Genomic DNA, 23,091 nt, shown 5'->3' with positions numbered 1-23,091 from the left:
TTAAAACGATACGTAAGGCCGCTATTGGCTTACGGTGTCTTTTACGTGTCAGTAGATAAAAAGCGATCACTTTTCCCCCAGGTGAGTGATAAATAATCCGCCAAGTTAAGCCAGTTTTGCAAAGTCTGTGTTACCGGATTATGACCCGTTAATGCATAACTGTGTGCGACTGTATGCATTAATCGCGGGGAAAACGCTTACTCGCTGCGTAGGGAGTGAAGTGTTGTACATCGCCACGCTCACACTTCATCTGCACATCGCGCCAGTATTCTTGGGTCATTAGGTCGCCATGAAGGCTTTTTAAGATATCTTTAAATTTGCGTTTGCCCACAATGAAATGTTCAAACTGCTCCGGAAAGACGTCGCTTGGCCCCACTGAAAGGGTGTCAATTGCATAGGGATCGTCAGATTTAGGTAAGGCGCGGAAGTTTCGCTCATTCATCAAACAAATTTCGTCGTAGTCATAAAATATGACCCGACCGTGGCGAGTGATCCCAAAATTTTTATGCAGCATATCGCCTGGGAAAATATTGGCCATTGCAATTTGTTTTATACACATTCCAAGTTCATCTAGTGCGTTCGTTATTTTGTCATCATCGGTTTCTTGCTGAAGATATAGATTGAGCGGCGTCATCTTACGCTCAATGTACATATGCTTTATAACGAGTTCATTCTCAGTAAATTCCAAACTGGAAGCACACGTCTCTTTGAGCTCTTCAATCAATTCTGGTGCTATCCGGTCAAGTGGAAATCGAAAGTTCACGTATTCATGGGTATCGGCCATTCTGCCAACACGGTCCGACATCTTCACGAGTTTGTAGCAGTCTTTCACGTGCTGGCGAGTGATTTTTTTACTCTCTGCAAATTCATCTTTTATAATTTTGAACACAACCCCATAAGAGGGAAGGTGAAACACCATCATGACTAAACCGCGTATCCCAGGCGCCGCTTCAAAGTGGTCTTCTGAGGTTTCTAAATGAGAAAGGAAATTGCGATAAAATACGGTTTTACCGTGTTTGTAATGGCCTAGCGCCATGTACAATTCAAAGTTCTTTTTATTCGGCAGCAGTTCTTGTAGAAAAGCGACAACTTCTGCTGGATTTTGTGTGTCGGCCATAAAATAACTGCGCGCAAAGCCGAAGATAACGCTTAAATCTTTCCTGTCTGTAAGTAATGCATCTACAAACATATTTGGCGCGTTGTAACGACGCATAGCAATGACAAAGGGCAGGGTTTCGTCCGGCATACAAATCCTGCCGATTAAATATGCCGCTTTTCCTCTAAAAAACGTAGGTTTAAGTATTTCTACAGCCTGCACACTGGCGAGTTGCGAAGTAGTGAGGCGAGCGCGAAGCGCGTCTTCTAGGTGCTGCAGGTCTCGCTCGAAATCTTGAAAGGGGATATTGTATCGGTAGGTTTTAAAAATAGCTTCGTACATCTCTCTCACGGTGGTGGTGGTGTCGAAACTATTGATCACTTTGTCTCTATCCTGGCCGGGCAAAAAGCAGCGGCTAGGGAGCACATACATCATGTCATCATCAATTTTTCGATGTTTGAATATGCGGCCAATTACCGAATTGAAGAAGGTCTCAGCAAGTTCAAATTGAGGGTGCCCTTCCAACTGAACGGCAAATATTTTCTTTAACTCTTGCCAAAACGCATCATCTTTTTTGTGCACCGACGTTAAGTGATAAATCTCAGCAACGGCATCAGATAAACTTTGTTCATATATATTGATGCGCTCTCTCGATGCTAATTGGGTTTCTTTCCAGTTGCCTTTTTCAAACCGCTGTTGCGCACCTCGAGTAATTCGAGTGAACCACCGGTAGCTTTTGTCGAAATGAGATAACACCAAATAGGCAGCCTTTTTGGCCAAGCTTGTTTCTTGGGGCGATAGGGTATTTTGCATTACTAGGTTCCTTAGAAATAACAAGCATTACTTGCCTATTTCGACGTCTTCGAACTTCTCAAATGATGTGCACTTACAGCACGCTATCTGTTTGAGGTCAACGTTGGCAATAGAACGCAGACAACAGGTTGAGGCGCGAAATACATCGCATGTTTATTGCCAAAATAATGCAGATGATACACGGATGCCACTTGTTTCAACGGTAAGTTGTCGATAATCAGCGACTTATTTTGTTTTCTTATACTTTAGTTTAGGATAAATTTAGTGGTTCAAAAAAAGCAGTATAGAGTTATCCATGAGTTTCAATGTCCTAATTTGCGATGATTCACCGTTGGCGCGTAAGATAATGAAAAAAAGTCTGCCTGCTGGTTTTGTTGAAAATGCTTACGAGGTGTCAAACGGCGTAGATGCCCTTGAGGTATTGGCCCATCACTCTATCGATTTGATGTTACTCGATCTGACCATGCCTATACTTGGTGGAATAAGTGTTTTAGGGGAAATTAAGCGAAGGGGTCTGGAGACTTTCGTTATTGTTGTGTCAGGCGATATTCAGCCAGTGATACACAGAAAAGTCGCTTCGTTAGGCGCTCTTGATTTTGTTCAAAAACCACTGCAGCCCGCGCGTCTACAGTCAGTGCTAAGGGAGTTTGGCTTCGTTACCACCGGTGAAGAAGAAGCCCTAGCTGGCTAGCTTTTGAGGATTTGGCTACGCCGCCTCACAGACCGCTGCTAAAATGTACAGCAAAGATCAACGCGCCCTAGTGTGAGCGCCCGCTAACATTGACTATTTACGATGGGTTATCAAACCAATGCCGCGTTTTATTTGCAAACCAGACTAGTGACAGCATCACGGGAACCTCTACCAACACGCCTACCACCGTAGCCAACGCAGCACCACTGTGTAAACCAAACATTGAGATGGCCACTGCTACTGCCAGTTCAAAAAAGTTCGACGTCCCAATCATACACGCCGGAGCGGCGACGTTGTGCGGAAGGTTGATTTGCTTCGCGACAAAATAAGCAATAGCAAAAATGCCATACGTTTGGATAAGCAGAGGTACGGCAATAAGCGCGATATTCTGAGGCTGAGATAGTATGGTTTTTGCCTGCAGGCCAAACAATATTATGATGGTAAGCAGTAAGCCACAAACGGAGAATGGCTTAAAGTTATTAACCAGCTTGGTAACAGCCTCCGGCCCTTTCGTTTCAATACGTTTTCGAGTGAGAAAGCCTGCTATGAGTGGTAGTACTACGTATAACGCCACCGAGAGTAATAGAGTATTCCACGGAACGGTAATATCAGTAACACCAAGCAGCAGGGCAGTCAGCGGTGCAAACGCAATCACCATGATCAAGTCATTGATGGACACTTGCACTAGCGTGTAATTAGCATCGCCTTTAGTGAGGTGGCTCCATACAAAAACCATAGCCGTACAGGGTGCAACACCCAATAAAATCATGCCTGCAATGTATTCAGTTGCCGTTTGAGGGTCTACCATATCGGCAAAAATAACTCTAAAAAACAGCCAGCCAAGTAGGGCCATGCTAAAGGGCTTTATTAGCCAATTAATCGCTAGCGTTAATACTAAGCCTTTGGGCTTTTTACCCACGTCTTTGATTGAGCTAAAGTCGATTTGTACCATCATTGGATAAATCATTAACCAAATAAGCACTGCTACCACTAAATTTACATGGGCATATTCTAATGCTGCTACTGACTCAAAAAATTGCGGCACGGCGTAGCCAAATCCCACGCCAAGCGCAATGCATAGCCCAACCCATACAGAAAGGTATCGTTCAAAAAAGCCCATATCACGCTCCTTCCAGTGTTGCGCTCTCAATCATTAGCGTGCCCCTAATTTTACGAGTGCGTTTTTAAGTTGCTCTCGTGAAAACGATTCGTCGGATAATGACCGCTTAGCGAGTTCAGCAAGTGCGGCAACGCGCTGCTCAATGATATCGATAGTGTGGTAGAACGCTAAGGCTTTATCTTCGTCACTGCCTTCTAACTTAGATGGATCTTCAAGACCCCAGTGCATTTTCAATGACTTACCGAAATATACCGGGCAGCTTTCGCCGGCAGCAGAGTCGCACACAGTAATAACAAGGTCTGCTTCATAATCTTCAAACTCATCCCAAGACTGACTTTTAAGACCCTCTGTGCGATAACCCTTTTCCGCCAAATATTGTAACGATAGAGGGTGAACTTCACCAACGGGCTGGCTGCCTGCACTTTGTGCTTGTAGAGGACCTGAAGCGGCGTTGGTAATCGCTTCACATAATACGCTGCGACAGCGGTTATGAGTACAGATATAAAGAATTTTCATGGTAAACCTTCTAATAGGTTGAAAATAAATGAGAAATTAAACGTGTTGTAAGATTAGGCGTCGCATCCCACTGACTGGCAGCACGCTAGATTTTCCTTAGCTTCGCTAATGTACTCTTCGTTTTCTTGGGCGGTGTTGGTAATGATGTTTTTTGCCCACATAGGTAGGGCAGGATTAAGACTGTAATAAACCCACTTACCTCTGCGTTCATCAACCACTAGCTCACATTTGCGTAAATCGGCAAGGTGTCGAGATATCTTAGGTTGACTCAGTTTTAGTGCATCGGTTAAGTCACACACGCAGAGTTCATCTGCAAAGCTCAATAGCAGCAATGTTTTAAGACGGCTGTCTTGTGATAGGCATTTGAAAAAGCTAAGCGGTGAGAAGTCACATGTTGCTGTCATAATTGTTCATATACGTTATTTCATATGTTTTTTATGGTATATGGAATTCCGTATATATCAAAACATATTTGAATTTTCATATGTGATGATGCAGTGGATGGGGAGAATGGGTTATTTTGCTCTAAGCCAGGGGTATGGCTAAGCTGCATATGCGGCTTAGCCATTGGCTATCGCTGAGCTAAAGGCGGTTATTAGCTTTCGGTTTTTGGAATAGCCGCATCAAAAGACATCGCGTTATCCGTTCTATTTATTGCATTGTAGTGAGCAATTACGCCTTCCATAAAGGCATACCAAGTTGGATTAGGTTGCCAAATGGCTAATAAGTCCTTTTTGGCCATATTTTCGTCCTCACCGAGCACGTTCACTCTGTAAAGGTAAGTAAATGAGGCGCCGCGCCAGTTTAATTTGCAGTGGGTAAGCACTTTTTCAGAACCTTTATCTACCCGCTGCATAAACGCAGAGTAGTTTAAAAAATCACTGAGCACCGGCTTTTCCCATTCAACGGGAACGTTGAAGTAGCTTAATCCCAACTCAGCAGTATTCATAATCTCCTGAGAGCGATCGCCTGGGATCAGGTCGACAACATAGGCAACGCCATCTTCTTTTAGCAGCGCTAAATGGGCTTTAGCAGGTAATCCAGAGGAGACCATGAAGTCGTTATTGTTTTGTAAGTTGGTCAACGACGTTAAACTATTAACTTGCTGATTTTCTTCACTCTGCTGTTGAGCTGTAGCCATGGCGGGTGGGTTAGTCCCTAAGGACGCTAAAGCAAATAAAGACACTGCCAACATCGACGCTTTTTGAAACGGTAGCCTCTGCAAAGACGGAGCTGATAAATAAGACATCGTTTTTTTAACTGTAACCAAGTTCATAAACTTTCCTACACGATTAATGCGTTATCAATACTATGGCATGAATACGCAGTAACAGCTAAAAACGTGATTAAAATCTCTTTTTCAATTCGTAACACATTGTGAAAATCAGTGGTTATTTTGCCTAGTGTTGTGCAATAAAAAAGCCCACCTTGTTAGCAAGACGGGGTTTTTTTAGCGGTTATTTTAAAAGCATCATATTCTTATGAGCTATTTATCTATATGAACTGCTTATTCCTATGATCTACTTATCCATATGAACAACTGAGCGAATGCTTTCGCCTTTGTGCATAAGGTCAAACGCCTCATTGATTTCGTCTAGTCCCATAGTGTGTGTGATAAATTCCTGTAGACCGAACTCACCGTTAAGGTATTGTTCTACGATGCCAGGCAGCTGCGAGCGACCTTTCACGCCACCAAAGGCAGAACCACGCCACACTCGACCGGTAACGAGTTGAAATGGTCGGGTTGAAATTTCTTGTCCAGCGCCAGCTACACCGATAATTACCGACTCTCCCCAACCTTTGTGGCAGCACTCTAGTGCAGAGCGCATTACATCCACATTACCGATACATTCAAACGAGTAGTCTACACCACCATCGGTAAGCTCGACGATAACGTCTTGAATGGGCTTGTCGTAATCTTTCGGATTCACCATATCGGTAGCACCCAGTTGCTTCGCAAGCTCAAATTTACTTTCGTTAATATCGATGCCAATAATGCGTTTTGCACCCGCCATACGCGCGCCGATAATTGCTGACAACCCAATACCACCTAACCCGAAGATAGCTACCGTGTCGCCTTCTTGTACTTTTGCTGTATTTAACACCGCGCCCATGCCGGTAGTAACACCGCAACCAAGTAGGCATACCTCTTCAAGTGGAGCACTCTTATTGACTTTTGCCAAAGAGATATCGGGTAAAACAGTGAATTCAGAAAATGTAGAGCAACCCATGTAGTGATAAATTGGCTCGCCGTCTTTTGAGAAGCGGCTAGTGCCGTCAGGCATTAAGCCTTTGCCTTGCGTGGCGCGCACTGCTTGGCATAAATTTGTTTTGCCAGAAGTACAAAATTTACATTCGCCGCACTCTGCGGTGTAAAGAGGAATAACGTGGTCGCCCACTTCTACACTTGTTACCCCTTCGCCTACCATCTCTACAATACCGCCACCTTCATGGCCAAGTACCGATGGAAAAACGCCTTCTGGATCTTCACCTGACAAGGTAAATGCGTCGGTGTGACATACGCCAGTCGCTTTTATACGAACTAATACTTCGCCTTTTTTAGGCAACTCGACATCTATCTCTTCCATTTTGAGTGGCTCGCCAGGTCCCCATGCCACTGCTGCTTTGGATTTAATATGCGTTTGACCTGCTTTTAATGAATCTTTAAACGAGCTCATACTTACTCCTGTCATTACAATTCGAGTTTGTGATATTTGATAAGACGAGTATAGGAGAGGCAGGACGATTGATAAATACAGATTTAGTAAATCACTATTTCTTATTTGTAATAATAATGAAAGCGTCATAGGCTTTAAGCTGTTAGGTACTTTATTTTGCCCAACCAAGGCTGGGTCAAAATCGAGCCAAAAGTCAGCCAAAATTGAGGGAGGGGTCAAGTTAGTCGCTGAGTAAGAGAATTATTGAAGTACAGGGGGAAACGCTCGATAGAACGTTTGCTTTTAAAGGAATGGTTTGAAAAGAGTAAATTAAAAAGGATGGTTTTAAAAAATTGAATAGGTTGATACATGAGGCACAGTTGTGAAAAATCTAGATGGTATTGTTGAATTCTGTAATGTCGCTAACGTGGGTAATTTTACCGGCGCGGCAAACAAGCTAGATACTTCAGTGGCACAAATCAGTCGAAAAGTTGCTGCACTAGAGAAGCGACTTGGGGTAAAGCTACTGCAGAGAACAACGCGCAGTGTATCGCTAACCGAGGCGGGTTCGCTTTATTTTGAGCAAACTAATCCGGCGTTAACCATGCTCGAAAACGCACAGCTAACGGTAAGTGCGCTGCAACAATCTCCACAGGGGCTCATTAAGTTGACCGCGCCAGTAGCTTTTGGTGAAGCATTCATAGCGCCCTTATTGAACAAATTTCTAGCTACCTATTCCGGCATCAGTGTGCAGTGCACGTTTTCCAACGAGAAATTGGATATTATTGAGCAGGGACTCGACTTAGCAATACGTATCGGCAAACTTGAAGACTCCTCGCTGATTGCTAAAAAGTTGGCTACACGCCAGTTGTACGTGTGCGGCAGTCGAGAATACCTCAAAAGCACATCGATGCCAGAAACGCTTGAAGACTTAAAGCAACACAGTTTGCTGGTAGGTTCTCAGCCCCAATGGCGCTTTCTTATTAATCAACAGGTTCACACCCTAAATGTAAATGGTCGCGTGCGGTATAATAGTGGCAATGCACTTAAAGCTGCTGCACTTAATGGACTGGGGTTAACACAGCTTCCCGGCTTTTACGTGAGAGATGCCATCACCGAGGGGCGTCTCATAGAGGTCTTACCAGATTATAAAGATAAGCAAGAAGCCATCTGGGCAGTGTTCCCCTCTAACCGCAATGTGGCACCTAAAATTAGACTTCTTGTCGATTTTTTGTCCGAAAACCTTGCAGATGACAGCTAATGATAACCATAATCGGCTTTTTATATTCAAAAAAGAAACGTTTTGTCTAGAGTGTTGCGTTTTATGCAATACAGTGTGGTGAAAACTGCGGTTGACAGATAGACGTCTATACGGCAAATTGAACCCATGAAACAGATTCTAGCGATTCGCACCATGACCATGTTAATTACCACCTCAAGTAGGGCGGTCGGTGACTAGTGCGAATAAGCAAAAGACAACGAAAGCCCGCCTCAAACAGAGCGGGTTTTTTTTTATATACGTTTTAGCATGCGCAACCTTAAGGAGTAGCATATGAAAGTCTTAAAGTTTGGAGGGTCTTCTCTAGCCGATGCACCGCGATATTTACGCGTTACAGAGATTAGCATGGATACTCACCAGACCGACGGTGCTGCCGTTGTTCTCTCGGCCCCAAAAGGCGTAACGAATGCGCTCTCATTATTGTGCGAACAAGCAGCCGGTGGCGAAGATTTTCAGCCGCTTCTTGATAAGCTAAACGACACAGTGACCGGTATCGCTAATAGCTTAAATGATGAATTAAACGGGTTTGAATACAACCGAGTTATCGCTTTTATCGACAGCCAGCTTGCAGTATTGAAAAAACATCTACAGGGCATTAGTTTGCTAGGTGTAGCGCCTGATAATGTGGCCGCGGGCATTTTAAGTATTGGTGAGTATATATCGGTAACGCTTTTTGGTGCCATTCTTACTGCAAAGGGCGTGACTAATCGAATTATTGACCCCGTAAAATATATTCTGGCTGATGGCGAGTACTTAGATAGCATTGCCGATGTGTCGCTTAGTAAGGCACGATTTACTGACGTTCCTGTTGATGGCAGTGAGTTTCTTATCATGCCAGGGTTTGTAGCCGCAAACGAAGAAGGGCAAAAAGTCACCCTAGGTCGAAATGGTTCTGATTACTCTGCGGCTATTCTAGCCGCGTGTATCGACGCAAGCTGCTGCGAAATTTGGACTGATGTAGACGGCGTTTACAATGCGGATCCGAATCAGGTTGAGGGCGCAGTACTACTTGATAAACTCACCTATCAAGAAGCCATGGAGTTATCCTATTTCGGCGCAAAAGTTCTGCACCCAAAAACAATAGGCCCTATTGCTCAGCATCATATACCGTGCCTTATTCGAAATACCCTTAATCCGGCGGCTCCTGGAACGCTTATCAGCAATGAGAAAAGCGAGAAATGGACATCGGTTAAAGGCATATCGCAGCTTGATAATGTCACTATGTTTAACGTGGCGGGACCTGGCCTTAAAGGCATGGTGGGAATGGCAAGTCGCGTATTCGAAGTTATGTCGAACGCCAATATCTCAATCAGCCTTATTACCCAGTCGTCTTCTGAATACTCCATTAGCTTTTGTATACAGAGTAAAGACGCTAATAAAGCACTAAACTTGCTTGAAGATGCGTTTGCGCTAGAGTTACAAAATCAATTACTTGACCCAATTGAAGTGCGCAACGATCTTGCCATCGTAACGCTAGTGGGCGACGGTATGCGTCAAACCAAGGGGCTTGCGGCTCGTTTCTTTAATTCACTAGCGCAAGCACGAGTGAATAATGTAGCAATAGCGCAGGGTTCATCTGAACGCTCTATCTCTACCGTTATCGAAACTAAGCGAGCGAAAAAGGCGGTGAAGATTATTCATCAAAACTTTTTTTCTAACAGACATACTATCGATGTATTCCTTGTAGGCTGCGGTAATGTGGGTAGCGAACTGTTAGCACAAATTGCGAAACAGCAGCCTTCGCTGCTTGCTCGCAACATACAGCTACGCGTATACGGTATGGCAAATAGCCGCAAGTTATTACTTAATAGCCAAGGTATTGACTTAAACGGTGATTGGAAAGCAGCACTAGAGTCTGCCCGCGAAGGATTGAGTGTTGAACGCCTAGATCAGTTTGTGAATGACAATAGTTTAGTTAACCCAGTAATTGTGGATTGCACTAGTCATGAAGCTATTGCCAATCAATATGTAGACATGATGGAAAGCGGGTTCCACGTGGTAACGCCAAACAAAAAGGCGAATACCTCAGCCATGGAATATTACCGCAAGCTTAAAAAAACGGCTCAAGCGACCAACCGTCAATACCTTTATGAAACGACCGTAGGGGCTGGCCTACCGGTTATCGATAACCTTCAAAAGCTATTTAGCGCTGGCGATGTGCTACATCGTTTTGAGGGCATACTTTCTGGCAGTTTATCCTATGTTTTTGGGAAACTGGACGAAGGTATGACGCTTTCTCAGGCTACTGAAACCGCTAAGCAAAACGGCTTTACTGAGCCAGACCCCCGTGACGACTTAAGTGGTATGGATGTAGCACGCAAGCTTTTAATTATGGCCCGTGAAGCAGACCTTGCGTTAGAGCTGTCTGACATTGAGATTGAATCTGTTTTGCCGCCAGGCTTTGCAGAAAAATGCTCGGTTGATGAGTTTATGACTCAACTACCAGACCTTGATGAGGCGTTTGCAGCGCGTGTTGAAGATGCTAAATCAGAAGGCAAAGTACTGCGTTACATTGGCAGCATAGAAGATGGCAAGTGCAAGGTAAGTATTGAAGCAGTATCACCAAGCAATCCACTGTCTCAAGTGAAAGATGGCGAAAATGCATTGGCCATCAATAGCGATTATTACAATCCTATTCCTTATGTAATACGCGGCTACGGCGCCGGCGGTACAGTAACTGCGGCCGGTGTGTTTGCAGATATTCTACGAACGATGCCTTGGAAACAAATGGCGTACTAAGCGTATAGAGAAGTGATAAGCAGGAATACGAATATGAAAGCAATACGTGCCTATGCGCCGGCCTCAATTGGTAATGTTAGTTTGGGCTTTGATGTCCTTGGTGCTGCACTTGCGCCGGTGGATGGCACAAGACTCGGTGATGAGGTAGAAGTTAAAGAAGCGGCGCATTTTTCACTTGAAACCATTGGTGCTTTTGCGCACAAACTACCCGGTGATGCCGACAGCAATATAGTGACAAAATGCTATCATTATTTTTGCGAAAAAATGTTGAATGACGACAAAGCGGTATCACCTGTCGCTATTACGCTGCATAAAAACCTGCCCATAGGTAGTGGATTGGGCTCAAGCGCGAGCTCAATTGTGGCTGCCTTTGCCGCTTTAAATGCGTTCTTTGACAATCCTTTCGACAACGATACCTTGTTAACGATGATGGGGGAGTTAGAGGGGCAGATTAGCGGCAGTATTCATTACGATAATGTGGCGCCGTGCTTTCTTGGCGGTATGACGTTAATGACCGGCTCACCATCGCCGGTAACGTTATCGCTGCCGCTTAATGACCAGTGGTACTATGCTATTTGTTATTCTGGTATCAGTGTATCGACGGCGGCGGCTAGAGATATATTGCCCAAGCAGGTGGACATGGCTACTGCACTGACCTTCGGTCGTCAGCTAGGCGTGTTTGTTCACGCATTGCATTCAAAAGCATTCTCTCTGGCGGCCTCAGTAATGAAAGATGTGATTGCTGAACCGTACAGAAAATCATTGTTGCCAGGTTTTGATGAAGCGCGTGCATTCAGTGAGCGTGAAGGCGCATTAGCGTTTGGAATTTCGGGGTCTGGACCTACTGTATTTGCGGTATGTAATAGCCAAACTCAAGCTGAAAAAATTGCAGCTTACTTAGATAAAAATTATGTGCAAAATGACGATGGTTTTAGCCATGTATGTCAAATTCCAAAGCTCGGGACGCTAGTATCAAAGGCCTGATACAATAGCGCAAAGCTTAAACCCAAAAAGGGCAAACAGTCTCAAAGATGACTGACACAAAGCCTGCATGGGCGTGGTAAGAATTAAAGAAGGTAAATAAAAGTGGAATTGGTAAATTTAAAAGATTCATCAGATACGGCAAGCTTTGCAGAAGCGGTAAAACGCGGCTTGGGCAAAAATCAGGGACTGTATTTTCCAGAGAAAATTCCAGCCTTATCCGATATTGATGGACTATTGGAAAAGCCCTTTGTTGAACGCAGCATTGAAGTACTTCGTACCCTTATTGGTGATGAATTAGCTGAAGGCGAGCTAAATGCCATCGTTGAGACGGCCTTCTCATTTGGCGCACCGGTTGAGCAAGTCAATGACAATGTTTATTCACTTGAGCTTTTCCACGGCCCTACGCTGGCATTTAAAGATTTCGGCGGGCGCTTTATGGCGCAAACATTATCTCGTATCAGTGAAGGTAAGCCGATAACTATTTTAACCGCAACATCAGGTGATACTGGTGCTGCCGTAGCTCATGCATTCCACGGTATTGAAAATATTAACGTGGTTATTCTTTTTCCAAAGGGAAAAATCAGCAAGCTACAAGAAAAGCTATTCACTACGTTAGGCGGCAATATTCACACGGTTGCTATTGAAGCCGATTTTGATGCTTGCCAATCCTTGGTTAAATCGGCATTTGACGACCCTGATGTACGCGAAGGCCTGCACCTAAACTCTGCTAATTCAATCAACATCAGCCGTTTATTGGCTCAAGTGTGCTACTACTTTGAGGCGATAAGCCAGTTACCAAAAGAAAAGCGTGACCAGGTCGTTATTTCAGTACCTAGCGGTAACTTTGGTAACTTAACTGCAGGTATGATTGCTAAAGCGATGGGTCTGCCCATTAAGCGCTTTATTGCTGCGACAAACCTCAATGATACCGTTCCACGTTATTTGAAGACGGGAGAATGGGATCCTAATCCAACAGTGGCGACTATCTCCAATGCCATGGACGTAAGTCAGCCAAATAATTGGCCCCGCATTGAAGCGCTTATCGAGCGTGGTTATATCGACAAAGCGTGCTTAAAGGGCGAGATGGTTGACGAAGAGTACACTCAGCTTGCTATGCGTCAATTAGCACAGCAGGGCTACACGAGTGAGCCTCATGCGGCTATTGCTTATCGCGCAGTGAGTCACGATTTGGAGGAGGGCGAAATTGGCCTTTTCCTAGGTACTGCTCACCCTGCGAAATTCCGCGAGACGGTAGAAAACGTGTTAGGAAACCCGATTAGCTTACCTAAGCCCCTTGCTGATGTGGCGGGAGAAGATAGCTTAGCCGTAGATTTGCCGGCAACGTATGAGGCATTGAAGCAGCATATGATGAGTCTGTTAAAACCATGATGACGTGGACAGAGGCATTAGCACAAGAAAAGGCAACTCCCTATTTCCGAGAGCTAATGTTGCATGTTCAGGCAGAAAGGGAGGCGGGTAAGGTTATCTACCCGCCAAAAGAAGATGTGTTCAACGCCTTTGCCATGACGGCGTTAAAGGACATTCGTGTGGTTATACTGGGTCAAGATCCCTATCACGGTCCAAATCAGGCACACGGGCTGTGCTTTTCTGTTCTGCCAGGCGTTAAAATTCCACCGTCTCTTAGAAATATTTATAAAGAATTGGCCGACGATATAGACGGGTTCACTATTCCAAACCACGGCACATTGTCGCCTTGGGCCGAACAAGGGGTATTGTTATTAAACACGGTACTTACGGTTGAGCAGGGCAAAGCGCATAGCCATGCAAAGCTAGGGTGGGAGACCTTTACCGATAAAGTGATAGAGGTTGTAAACCAGCATTGTTCGAATGTGGTTTTTTTGCTGTGGGGCAGTCACGCTCAAAAGAAAGGCAATACGATTAATCGTGAAAAACATCATGTTTTACACGCGCCGCATCCTTCTCCGCTGTCAGCACACAGAGGCTTTTTTGGTAGTAAACCTTTCAGCCAAACAAACCAGCTACTTATTGAATTGGGCAAGACGCCTATTCAATGGCAGGTCTGAATACAAAAAAGCTAGGTATGTAGAAAGAAAAAAGCCGCCTGATGATTCAGGCGGCTTTTCATTATCTTTCTAGTGTTTCGAGTTCGTACTCAAAACCACAGTCTAACTCAGCGAGTTCTTTTTCCAACTTGTAGCGATCTTGTAGCGCCTCGATTTCTCTCCACTTTCTTTTTTTGCTTTTTGTTTTTGCTGGACTTGCTTCGATGTCTAACATGGCAAATAGATCTGATTTATCCATTGGGATCTCCTTTGTACACCACTACAACTAATACAGAGCAATTTAGTAAATTCCTTCTGTACGTTTTTTATCACAGCCACCTTCAGAATAAAATAGTTTTATTTACTTTTTATTAACAAGGCGTTGCATTTATATGACATTAGTTAGGGAAACAAGACCTGTTATCAGCGAGTAAATCCAGTTAGCTTTAGATGTTGACTCAAAAGCAGGCCAAAAAAAACGACCGGGATTAGCCGGTCGTTCAGTTTGTTATTTGCACCAAGGTGAAGTGAATTACTACTCCATACTTTCCTTATTTTGGTGCATTCGCTGCTCTGAAGCGGGCAATCAATTGTTGCGTTGAAGCGTCAAAGTTGTCTTTGTCTGCTTCGCCTTGAATGCCTGCAAGCACTTGGTTTCCAAGTGCTTTCCCTAACTCTACGCCCCATTGGTCGAATGAGTTAAGGTTCCAGATAACGCCCTGAACGAATACCTTATGTTCATACATTGCAACCAACGCGCCAAGAGTTTTAGGCGTAAGGCTATCAAACAAAAAAGTATTGCTTGGTTTATTACCCGGCATGGTTTTATGAGCAGCTAAACGCTTGCGCTCTGCGTCGTCAAGGCCCTTACCTTCAAGGTCTGCATAGCATGCTTCAAAGGTTTTACCCTGCATCAGTGCTTGGGTTTGACCAAAGCAGTTAGAGGCCAACATGGCATGATGAGTGTCATCTTGATTGGGCACGTTAAGCGGCAGCATAAAATCAGCTGGAATGATGCCAGAGCCTTGGTGGATAAGCTGGTGAAAACTGTGCTGACCGTTAGTGCCTTCACTTCCCCAAATAATTGGCCCTGTAGGGTAGTCTACGCTTTCACCTGTTTGCGTCACCTCTTTACCATTACTCTCCATGTCCAGCTGTTGTACATAGGCTGGAAGGCCACGCAAGTAATGATAGTAAGGAAGAAGAACATGAGACTGTGCATCAAAGAAATTGCGATACCAAACGCCAAGAAGGCCTAATAGTACCGGCATGTTCTCTTCAAGAGGCGCGGTGGTGAAATGGGTATCCATTTCAAAGGCGCCTTCAAGCAGTGCTTTGTAGTTATCAAACCCAAGTGCCAATGAAATAGGAAGACCAATGGCAGACCACAATGAATAGCGCCCGCCAACCCAGTCCCACATTGGGAAGATGTTGTCCTCACTAATTCCGAAATCGGTAGCCGCTTTAACGTTTGAAGATACCGCAACAAAGTGTTTAGCTATGTCTTGCTGCGTGCCGCCTGATTTTAAGAACCATTCTTTTGCCGTGAGGGTATTTTGTAGCGTTTCTTGCGTCGTAAATGACTTAGAAGACATGACAACAAGGGTTTCTTCAAAATTAACGCTTGAGAGCACGTCGTGAATGTGACAGCCATCAACGTTAGCAACGAAGTGCACCTTAACGGCATCAACAGTGTGAGGCTTAAGCGCCTCAGTCATGATCTTAGGGCCTAAGAACGAGCCGCCGATACCAATGGCAACAATATGTTTAACGGGCTTGCCGGTGTAACCTTTGTGCTCGCCGCTGTGAACCGACTCGGTGAAGGCTTTCATTTTTTTAAGTGTTGCATGCACTTCAGGCATGACATCTTCACCGTCAACCATTACTGGGCGATCAGAGAAGTTGCGCAGTGCTGTATGCAACACAGCACGGCCTTCGGTGGTATTAATGTGTTCACCTTCGAACATGCTTGTTCGAATTGTTTCTAAATTACATGCACGGGCTAACTCAAAAAGTGATGAAAGTGCATCATCGTTTACGCGGTTTTTAGAATAATCTAGGTAAATGCCGCATGCGTTTAGCGTCATTTTGTCTGCGCGTTCACTGTCAGACGCAAACCAGTCTCGCATGTGTGCGCTTTTAACCGTCTCGGCTATCTTACTTAACTTTTTCCACTCGGGGAGTGATGTTAATACGCTCATCGTAGTTTGGTCCTTACGCATTCAGTTTTTCGCGCAGCAGAGTCTCAAGCTTATCTTGGTCTGCAGCAAAGTTACGGATACCTTCAGATAATTTTTCTGTTGCCATTGCGTCTTGGTTCATGTCCCAACGGAATTCGCTTTCAGTTAAGCGCGGACCAGGCGTTTGTGTAGCGCCATTGTCTTTTAGCATAACTTCCAACCCACCAGGCTCGTTAGCTAGCTCTTCTAGTAACGCTGGGCTAATGGTTAGGCGATCGCAGCCAGCAAGGGCTTGAATTTCACCGATGTTGCGGAAGCTTGCGCCCATAACGACAGTCTTGTAACCGTGATCTTTGTAATAGTTATAAATGCTTGTTACTGATACTACCCCTGGGTCTTCACTGGCAGCGTAAGACTCTTTGCCCGTAGATTTCTTGTACCAATCTAGAATACGACCCACAAAAGGAGATATGAGATAAGCGCCAGCCTCAGCACATGCTCTTGCCTGTGCGAAACTAAATAACAAAGTAAGGTTGCACTGAATACCTTGTTTTTCTAAAACCTCAGCCGCTTGAATGCCTTCCCAAGTCGATGCAATTTTAATAAGAATGCGTGACTTATCGATACCCGCGTCTTTATAAAGCTGAACTAGGCGTTCTGCTTTTTCGATAGTGGCCGCAGTGTCGAAAGATAATCGAGCATCCACTTCGGTAGAAATGCGACCAGGAATAGTGCCTGAAATTTCTTTACCAATAGCGACCGCGAGTTTGTCTGACGCATCAATAAGCTGCTGGTCGGCATCGTTAGACTGCAATTTAGCCCAGGCTACGGCGTCGTCAATCAAGCTTGCATACTGTGGTAAGCCAGCCGCTTTTAACAATAAAGACGGATTAGTAGTAGCGTCGACAGGCTGGTATTTTTTTATAGCGTCAATGTCACCGGTGTCGGCAACAACGGTAGTGATATCACGTAACGATGCTAGCTGATTGCTCATAATTCTCTCTATTAGTCATTCAAAATTTGTTCAATTTGTCAGGAAGACAAGCTGAATAAAAGGGTTCATTTTTCTGCGAGTAGTGAATTAACGTTTGATTACGTTAATGAAATTCTTATGGAACATAGTTATACCAAAATCATGTGACAAATTATAGCTTACAGAAGCTAATTTACACCTAATCGGATTTCTCTGTTAAGCCAATTTGCATGTTTGTTGCGGGGTATTATTTTTTCACAATCAGGTGGTGATATACTCAAGTTTATAAGAGCTAGTCTGTAGAAACCTAAGGAGTTGACATGTTAGTGGTAGTTTCCCCAGCAAAGAATCTTGATTTCGAAACTGAAATTCCAGTGAGTACGTTTACTCAGCCAACCATGATGGACGATACAAAGCGTCTTATGGATGTATGTCGTACCTTGTCGCCAGCAGACTTATCGTCACTAATGAAAATTAGCGATAAGTTAGCAACCTTAAACGCCAATCGTTTCGCTGAATTTTCTACTCCTTTTGATAAAAACAATGCCCGTCAGGCCATGTATGCGTTTAACGGCGACGTTTACACCGGGCTTGATGCATATACCCTCAGTGATGAATCGGTAGCGTTTGCGCAAGATCATTTGAGAATATTATCAGGGCTTTACGGACTGCTGCGTCCCCTCGATTTAATGCAGGCATATCGACTGGAAATGGGGACAAAACTCGCCAACTCTGAAGGTAAGGACTTATATGCGTTTTGGGGCGACCGCATTACGAAAGTACTTAATGAAGCCCTCAGTGCTCAAGGTGACAATGTTCTTATTAATTTGGCGTCCAATGAATATTTCAAAGCAGTAAAGAAAAAAGAATTAGACGGCATGGTGATTACCCCTACGTTTAAAGACTGCAAAAATGGCCAATATAAGATCATTAGCTTTTTTGCTAAAAAAGCGCGAGGCCTCATGGCCCGTTATATTATTGAGAACAAAGTGGATGACGTAGAGGGATTAAAAGTCTTTGATACTGATGGTTACCAGTTTAGCGAAGAGCAAAGCTCGTCAACTGAGCTTGTCTTCTTGCGCAACCAAGAAGCGTAACTCAAGAAGAGTAAACAAGAAGCGTAACCTTGAAGCTAAACCAGAAGACTTAATACTTAGCCGGCACGCCAGATCGCGTGTCGGTCTTACTGTCTGCGTACATCCGATTATTTTTATACTGATACCTCTACCAACAAACTCTCTTTCGTACAGATACCTAGTCTTTCAAGCCAGCTTTCTTCTTAAACAACACCGTTCGTCTATATTGCGTAACAATTGATATGAACACATAAATAGCACTTTGCGTTGATAAGACCTAAAGTAGGCTTTAATCAATTGAGTTTGTAGTTTGCGGAGGCAGGGGCCAGATGCACTGTTCTCGGCAAAACCTAATTAAAAATAAAACGACAAAGGAAAGAGTATGATTATCAAAAAGATGCTGTTGATTAGCAGTGCAGTAGCGCTGGCGCTAGGGACATCAGTTGCTATCGCAAATTCTCATAATGACGCTTTAAAAGAGCCAACCGTTATGCAAGAAGCTCAGAATGAGCATGAAAAACTCTTTGCGCTTTTTGCAGCATCCGATGAGCGTAATTTAGCGCTGAACCCCGTAATGGCCATATTCCGCGGTGATATGCGACGTGCAGATCGCTTGGGCGATTTTTTAACTGATGCTCATGATTTAGCAAGCCGTACCAATACACAGCTCAATTTATCGGAACTTGCGCAGATTGATAGAAGCAAGCTAGATGATACTGATAAATTGGCTTATGACGTTTTTAAGTACAATCAAGAGCGCGCACTTGAGATGTCCTCTCCTGAGATAAGCGCCTTAACCGAAGTACGTCCTGTTAATCACTTCAGTGGGTTCCATACATTTTATCCATCATTTGCAAGCGGTAAGGGCGCAGCTCCTTTTAAAACCGTTGAAGACTACGAGAACAACTTATCACGCCACAAAGACTATATTGCCATTTCAGACCGAGCTATAGGGCGTTTTCGAGAGGGAATGGAATCTGGCGTGTTAGAAACTACGCTTACCATAGACCGCGTTATTAAGCAGTTTGATACGCAGCTAGCAATACCGCTTAAAAAATCGCAGTTTTGGGGGCCTATGACGATGCTTCCAGATTCATTTTCTGATGAAGAAAAGTCTCGCTTAACGAGTGAATATGAAAAGGCTACGCAAGACATTTACGATGCAACCACACGTATGCGCGACTTTCTTCAAACTGAGTACTTACCTGTTGCTCGTGAAACCATCGGTTTGAGCGACATGAAAGGCGGAGCAAAGCTTTATGAGCTTATGGTAGAAGGCTCGACTACGCTACCTTTGACTCCTGAGGAACTGCATGAACTTGGTCTTAGAGAAGTTAAGCGCGTTAAAAACGACATGCTAGCAATAAAAGACGAAGTTGAATTTGACGGCACGTTAAACGAGCTGTTTGATTTCGTGCGCACAGACCCGCAGTTTAAGCCTGAAAGTCGTGAAGCACTGACCCAAAGTTACTATCGTATTGGCAAAGAGGTAGACAAGAAAATTGGTGAGTATTTCTCATTATTGCCAAAGTCAGAGCTAGAGATAAAGCCTTACGATCCGGCTATTGAGCAATTTAGCGCCGGTGGTTCTTATCAACCGGGGACGCCAGATGGGTCACGTCCAGGAACGTTTTTCTTTAACGCCTATGATTTACCTAGCCGTTTAACTACCGGGAACGTGACGCTATATCTTCACGAGGGAGCACCGGGCCATCACTTCCAAATAAGTCTTGCTCAAGAAAATGACTCACTGCCGTCGTTTATGCGCTTTAGCTTTTTACCCGCTTTCGGCGAGGGATGGGCGCTATACTCTGAAACGCTAGGATACGAAATGGGCTTTTTCGATGATCCGTGGAACCGTTACGGCACATTGCAAGATGAGCAGTTAAGAGCCATGCGCTTGGTGGTTGATACTGGTATTCACGCGAAGGGCTGGAGCAGAGAAAAAGCCATCGACTTTATGCTTGATAACTCTGGCATGACGCGCACTGAGGTAGTGGCAGAGGTTGAGCGTTATATTGCTATTCCTTCACAAGCCTTATCTTACAAGGTTGGCGCATTAAAAATACAAGAATTGCGCGCACGAGCTGAACAGGCCCTTGGCAAGAATTTTGATATTCGAGAATTCCATGCGCAGGTATTAAACACAGGTGGCATTCCGCTGGCTATTCTTGAACAAAAAATAGACCGCTGGATAGCCAGTCAAAAAAGCTAGCCCCTTAAAAAAGCACGCACAAAGCCAGCCTTTGCTATCTCCAGCTTTTGCTATATAGGGCGTGTTGATCTTTGCTGTACATTTTTGCAGCGGTCTGTGAGCTATTTAGACAAGGCGAACGGTTGAAGGTCTAGCGGGCTAAATCGAAACCATTCAACGCAGGATAAATAGCTCACAGGCGCTGCCCGAAGGGGGCGTCATGGAAGCATTTTACTCTTTGGCCCCGCTTTTTTACTTGGGCCCTTTGACTTAGCCCACTAGGCCTACAGGACTGTTTCGCGATTAAAATGCTTCCATTTAGCCCAAAACTCGTACAGCAAAAATCAACACGCCCTCGTGAAAGCTGGTTTTTTGATCTCACTTCCTCTATTCTAAAATTCAGCCCGCTAGGACTGGAAAGTAAAATATGGGGAACGCTATGAAGCAAAATAATGGATTTTTCGCGTCTTTAGCCGCTATTGGCTTTGCCTGTGTAGCGTTAAGCCTTTCTGGATGTCAAAGCACCTCACAGCAAGTGAGTAGTAGCGATGATGTTCCTAGCAATCTGTCTTCTTCACTCAACTGGCAAAGCGACAAATTTAGCCAAACCAATGTTATTAAGCCCCATGAGATATTGGTGCTCACACCCAACCAAAAAGCGGAATTTTTATCCTTTTTCAATAGCGACGAACAGCAAGACGTATCCCCCAATTTTCGTATATCCAACTTTTTAGAGAAATGGGCTACGGATTTTAGCTACGCAGGAGACACATTTACTGCAACAGAAGCGTTTGAAAAAAGGTCGGGAAATTGCCTGACGCTGGCAATATTAACCACTGCACTCGCTAACGTTGTTGGGTTAGATGTGTATTATAAGAAGGTGTTCACGCCGCCAATTTACCAGCGCCACAATCATGTTTTGACCACCTCTGCCCATGTTAAAACCATTGTGCTTGGCCCTGAGGCGGAAGAGAAAAAGCTTGGCGTTGTATTTTTTCGCAGCCGAACCGTTATAGATTATTTCCCGTCATCGCTTAACGACACAGGAGAATACGTAGCTTTTAACGATTTTATTTCTATGTATTATCAAAACAAAGCGGCAAAGGCGATGGCAGTTAATAACTCGTCGCTAGTCTACAGTTTACTCTCAAGGGCAATGCGCCAAACCCCGCTCAATTCAGAAACCCTTAACGCTTTGGCGGTGTTTTATCGTCAGAATATGCTGCATAAAAAAGCGCGAGACATATATGAATTTGCGATTGAGAATAACGTTGAATCTATACACACCTTATCGAACTACGCCGTGCTGTTATCCGAGGTAGGGGATACTGCGACGTTAGCGAAAATAGAAAGTAAGCTATTGGACGTTGAAGAGAACAATCCCTATCAATGGTACGACCAAGGCGTTAAATACTTGAATCAAGGCGAAACAAGAAGGGCGGTTGCCCTTTTCAACAAGTCGATAAAAACCGGGCCGTACCTGAGTGAAGGTTATATGGGGTTAGCAAAAGCATACTTTTTACTTGGCGATATAGAACGTGCAGAGTCTAAGCTTAAAAAAGCAAAGGAACTCGCCTTTGGTGAAAAGGAAAGAGGATTATACGCTGCAAAGCTTGATGCCCTGCAGCGTGTTAATAAATTTACCGATTAAATAGCAAAGTAATTTTATTACTTATACGACCAAAAACGCTTAGATTTTCGCAGCCAATTCGGCGCCCTGACGAATGGCTCTTTTAGCATCAAGTTCTGCTGCTACGTCGGCGCCACCTATGATGTGTACCGTAAATCCAGCTTCTTCAAGAGGGGCTTTTAATGGTGTGAACGGTTCTTGGCCGGCACATACAATCACGTTATCAACCTCCAGTAGTTTTGGTTTGTCGTTAATAACAACATGAAGCCCTTTGTCATCAATTTTTTCGTAAGATACGCCATTAATCATTTGCACGTTGTGAAGTTTCAGAGACTGACGAAGGATCCAGCCAGTTGTTTTGCCTAAGCCCTTACCTACTTTTGTGGTTTTACGCTGAAGTAAAAACACTTCGCGCGTCGTGGGTGTGAGCTCTTTTTCCTTGAGTGCGCCGCCGGCAGTATAGCTTTTATCAATACCCCAGTGATTGAGCCACTTGTCTTTATTCTCAGACAGATCTGCATCTTCAACTAGGTATTCAGCGACATCAAATCCAATGCCTCCGGCACCGATCACCGCTACGCGTTTGCCCACTTCCATATGGTCCCGCAATACGTCTAGGTAACCCAATACTTTAGGGTGGTCGTGGCCTTCAATAGTTAAGCTTCTCGGTTTAATACCGGTGGCTAAGATAACCTCATTGAAATTTCCATCCTTTAATGTCTCTGTGTTAGCAAGAGTATTTAAATGAATAGTGACATTAGCTCGCGTTAATTGGTGTTTAAAGTAACGAAGGGTCTCATAAAATTCTTCTTTTCCCGGTATTTGCTTAGCGTAATTAAATTGACCACCAATCTCATTAGCTTGGTCGAATAGATGTACATCATGCCCGCGGTCGGCGGCGTACATCGCAAAAGACAGGCCTGCTGGTCCTGCACCAATAACCGCCAGTTTTTTCTTGTTAGCGGTTGGTGAGAAAGTGAGTTCGGTTTCATAACACATATGAGCCTCCGGGCTGTCAATGAAAAAAGATAGCCCTTTGACCGCTATTTCAAGATCAATACCGTTGCCTTTTTAGAACTCGTTTACTTCGTCTGTCATGGTTGATGTTAGGCAAATTGC

18 protein-coding genes and 1 pseudogene are annotated in these 23,091 nt (G+C 44.3%); 9 read left to right on the top strand and 10 right to left on the bottom strand.

Annotation, left to right across the window (positions count from 1 at the left end; genetic code table 11):
* Window positions 1-178: 178 nt before the first annotated feature.
* Window positions 179-1,909 carry a bifunctional isocitrate dehydrogenase kinase/phosphatase gene (gene aceK, locus O9X84_RS06190; RefSeq protein ID WP_269518780.1) on the bottom strand — a complete coding sequence of 577 codons (1,731 nt, stop codon included), beginning with the start codon at window positions 1,907-1,909 and terminating at the stop codon, window positions 179-181.
* A 295-nt stretch (window positions 1,910-2,204) separates the two neighbouring features.
* Between aceK and O9X84_RS06185 the strand changes: the two genes are divergently transcribed.
* Entirely contained in the window at window positions 2,205-2,600 is a 396-nt protein-coding gene (locus tag O9X84_RS06185) for a response regulator (protein ID WP_269518779.1), read from the top strand.
* A gap of 97 nt (window positions 2,601-2,697) precedes the next feature.
* Here O9X84_RS06185 and arsB read toward each other — a convergent pair whose 3' ends face one another.
* From arsB to O9X84_RS06160, 5 genes are all read right to left on the bottom strand, one after another.
* Window positions 2,698-3,720 carry an ACR3 family arsenite efflux transporter gene (arsB, locus tag O9X84_RS06180; protein WP_269518778.1) on the bottom strand — a complete coding sequence of 341 codons (1,023 nt, stop codon included), beginning with the start codon at window positions 3,718-3,720 and terminating at the stop codon, window positions 2,698-2,700.
* Window positions 3,721-3,753: 33 nt separating this feature from the next.
* Window positions 3,754-4,236, bottom strand: a complete 483-nt coding sequence (locus O9X84_RS06175; RefSeq protein WP_269518775.1) for an arsenate reductase ArsC — start codon at window positions 4,234-4,236, stop codon at window positions 3,754-3,756.
* 53 nt (window positions 4,237-4,289) lie between these two features.
* Window positions 4,290-4,640: a metalloregulator ArsR/SmtB family transcription factor gene (locus tag O9X84_RS06170; RefSeq protein ID WP_269518773.1), complete on the bottom strand. Its 351-nt coding sequence runs from the start codon at window positions 4,638-4,640 to the stop codon at window positions 4,290-4,292.
* A gap of 191 nt (window positions 4,641-4,831) precedes the next feature.
* Window positions 4,832-5,512 (bottom strand): hypothetical protein, encoded by a 681-nt coding sequence (locus O9X84_RS06165; protein WP_269518772.1) that lies wholly within the window; start codon window positions 5,510-5,512, stop codon window positions 4,832-4,834.
* A gap of 244 nt (window positions 5,513-5,756) precedes the next feature.
* Window positions 5,757-6,914: an S-(hydroxymethyl)glutathione dehydrogenase/class III alcohol dehydrogenase gene (locus tag O9X84_RS06160; RefSeq protein WP_269518771.1), complete on the bottom strand. Its 1,158-nt coding sequence runs from the start codon at window positions 6,912-6,914 to the stop codon at window positions 5,757-5,759.
* A 361-nt stretch (window positions 6,915-7,275) separates the two neighbouring features.
* On the opposite strand from O9X84_RS06160, the gene O9X84_RS06155 reads away from it, so the two are divergent.
* From O9X84_RS06155 to ung, 5 genes are all read left to right on the top strand, one after another.
* Window positions 7,276-8,154, top strand: coding sequence for a LysR family transcriptional regulator (locus tag O9X84_RS06155; protein WP_269518770.1), 879 nt, complete (start codon window positions 7,276-7,278; stop codon window positions 8,152-8,154).
* A 291-nt stretch (window positions 8,155-8,445) separates the two neighbouring features.
* Window positions 8,446-10,911 carry a bifunctional aspartate kinase/homoserine dehydrogenase I gene (thrA, locus tag O9X84_RS06150; protein WP_269518768.1) on the top strand — a complete coding sequence of 822 codons (2,466 nt, stop codon included), beginning with the start codon at window positions 8,446-8,448 and terminating at the stop codon, window positions 10,909-10,911.
* Window positions 10,912-10,944: 33 nt separating this feature from the next.
* Entirely contained in the window at window positions 10,945-11,895 is a 951-nt protein-coding gene (thrB, locus tag O9X84_RS06145) for a homoserine kinase (RefSeq protein ID WP_269518767.1), read from the top strand.
* A 102-nt stretch (window positions 11,896-11,997) separates the two neighbouring features.
* Window positions 11,998-13,284, top strand: a complete 1,287-nt coding sequence (gene thrC / locus O9X84_RS06140; RefSeq protein ID WP_269518766.1) for a threonine synthase — start codon at window positions 11,998-12,000, stop codon at window positions 13,282-13,284.
* Entirely contained in the window at window positions 13,281-13,940 is a 660-nt protein-coding gene (gene ung, locus O9X84_RS06135; RefSeq protein WP_269518765.1) for a uracil-DNA glycosylase, read from the top strand. Before thrC ends, ung begins: the two co-directional genes overlap by 4 nt.
* A 61-nt stretch (window positions 13,941-14,001) precedes the next feature.
* On the opposite strand, the gene O9X84_RS06130 is transcribed toward ung, so the two are convergent.
* The 3 genes from O9X84_RS06130 to tal form a co-directional block, all read right to left on the bottom strand.
* Window positions 14,002-14,178 (bottom strand): DUF3545 family protein, encoded by a 177-nt coding sequence (locus O9X84_RS06130; RefSeq protein ID WP_012519516.1) that lies wholly within the window; start codon window positions 14,176-14,178, stop codon window positions 14,002-14,004.
* A gap of 292 nt (window positions 14,179-14,470) precedes the next feature.
* Complete coding sequence (gene pgi / locus O9X84_RS06125; RefSeq protein ID WP_269518760.1) at window positions 14,471-16,120, bottom strand: glucose-6-phosphate isomerase; 1,650 nt, start codon at window positions 16,118-16,120, stop codon at window positions 14,471-14,473.
* Between the two features lie 13 nt (window positions 16,121-16,133).
* Window positions 16,134-17,093, bottom strand: coding sequence for a transaldolase (gene tal, locus O9X84_RS06120; protein ID WP_269518758.1), 960 nt, complete (start codon window positions 17,091-17,093; stop codon window positions 16,134-16,136).
* A gap of 299 nt (window positions 17,094-17,392) precedes the next feature.
* On the opposite strand from tal, the gene yaaA reads away from it, so the two are divergent.
* From yaaA to O9X84_RS06105, 3 genes are all read left to right on the top strand, one after another.
* A complete protein-coding gene (yaaA, locus tag O9X84_RS06115; RefSeq protein WP_269518757.1) occupies window positions 17,393-18,169 on the top strand; it encodes a peroxide stress protein YaaA in 777 nt (258 codons plus the stop codon).
* A gap of 361 nt (window positions 18,170-18,530) precedes the next feature.
* Window positions 18,531-20,363 (top strand): DUF885 domain-containing protein, encoded by a 1,833-nt coding sequence (locus tag O9X84_RS06110; RefSeq protein WP_269518755.1) that lies wholly within the window; start codon window positions 18,531-18,533, stop codon window positions 20,361-20,363.
* A gap of 418 nt (window positions 20,364-20,781) precedes the next feature.
* On the top strand, window positions 20,782-21,993 hold the full coding sequence (locus O9X84_RS06105; RefSeq protein WP_269518754.1) for a tetratricopeptide repeat protein: 1,212 nt from the start codon (window positions 20,782-20,784) through the stop codon (window positions 21,991-21,993).
* Window positions 21,994-22,032: 39 nt separating this feature from the next.
* On the opposite strand, the pseudogene O9X84_RS06100 reads toward O9X84_RS06105, so the two are convergent.
* A pseudogene (locus O9X84_RS06100) lies at window positions 22,033-22,986 on the bottom strand (FAD-dependent oxidoreductase); the annotation flags it as partial.
* Window positions 22,987-23,091 lie beyond the last annotated feature (105 nt).

It is taken from the genome of Alteromonas sp. BMJM2 (genome assembly GCF_027257845.1).
Lineage (GTDB): Bacteria > Pseudomonadota > Gammaproteobacteria > Enterobacterales > Alteromonadaceae > Alteromonas.
This window is presented reverse-complemented; position numbering and strand designations above follow the sequence as displayed.

Bases quoted from the DNA above. Each gene is read 5' to 3' on its own strand.
- aceK (WP_269518780.1), bottom strand. From the start codon at position 1,909: ATGCAAAATACCCTATCGCCCCAAGAAACAAGCTTGGCCAAAAAGGCT.
- O9X84_RS06185 (WP_269518779.1), top strand. From the start codon at position 2,205: ATGAGTTTCAATGTCCTAATTTGCGATGATTCACCGTTGGCGCGTAAG.
- arsB (WP_269518778.1), bottom strand. From the start codon at position 3,720: ATGGGCTTTTTTGAACGATACCTTTCTGTATGGGTTGGGCTATGCATT.
- O9X84_RS06175 (WP_269518775.1), bottom strand. From the start codon at position 4,236: ATGAAAATTCTTTATATCTGTACTCATAACCGCTGTCGCAGCGTATTA.
- O9X84_RS06170 (WP_269518773.1), bottom strand. From the start codon at position 4,640: ATGACAGCAACATGTGACTTCTCACCGCTTAGCTTTTTCAAATGCCTA.
- O9X84_RS06165 (WP_269518772.1), bottom strand. From the start codon at position 5,512: ATGAACTTGGTTACAGTTAAAAAAACGATGTCTTATTTATCAGCTCCG.
- O9X84_RS06160 (WP_269518771.1), bottom strand. From the start codon at position 6,914: ATGAGCTCGTTTAAAGATTCATTAAAAGCAGGTCAAACGCATATTAAA.
- thrA (WP_269518768.1), top strand. From the start codon at position 8,446: ATGAAAGTCTTAAAGTTTGGAGGGTCTTCTCTAGCCGATGCACCGCGA.
- thrB (WP_269518767.1), top strand. From the start codon at position 10,945: ATGAAAGCAATACGTGCCTATGCGCCGGCCTCAATTGGTAATGTTAGT.
- ung (WP_269518765.1), top strand. From the start codon at position 13,281: ATGATGACGTGGACAGAGGCATTAGCACAAGAAAAGGCAACTCCCTAT.
- O9X84_RS06130 (WP_012519516.1), bottom strand. From the start codon at position 14,178: ATGGATAAATCAGATCTATTTGCCATGTTAGACATCGAAGCAAGTCCA.
- pgi (WP_269518760.1), bottom strand. From the start codon at position 16,120: ATGAGCGTATTAACATCACTCCCCGAGTGGAAAAAGTTAAGTAAGATA.
- tal (WP_269518758.1), bottom strand. From the start codon at position 17,093: ATGAGCAATCAGCTAGCATCGTTACGTGATATCACTACCGTTGTTGCC.
- yaaA (WP_269518757.1), top strand. From the start codon at position 17,393: ATGTTAGTGGTAGTTTCCCCAGCAAAGAATCTTGATTTCGAAACTGAA.
- O9X84_RS06110 (WP_269518755.1), top strand. From the start codon at position 18,531: ATGATTATCAAAAAGATGCTGTTGATTAGCAGTGCAGTAGCGCTGGCG.
- O9X84_RS06105 (WP_269518754.1), top strand. From the start codon at position 20,782: ATGAAGCAAAATAATGGATTTTTCGCGTCTTTAGCCGCTATTGGCTTT.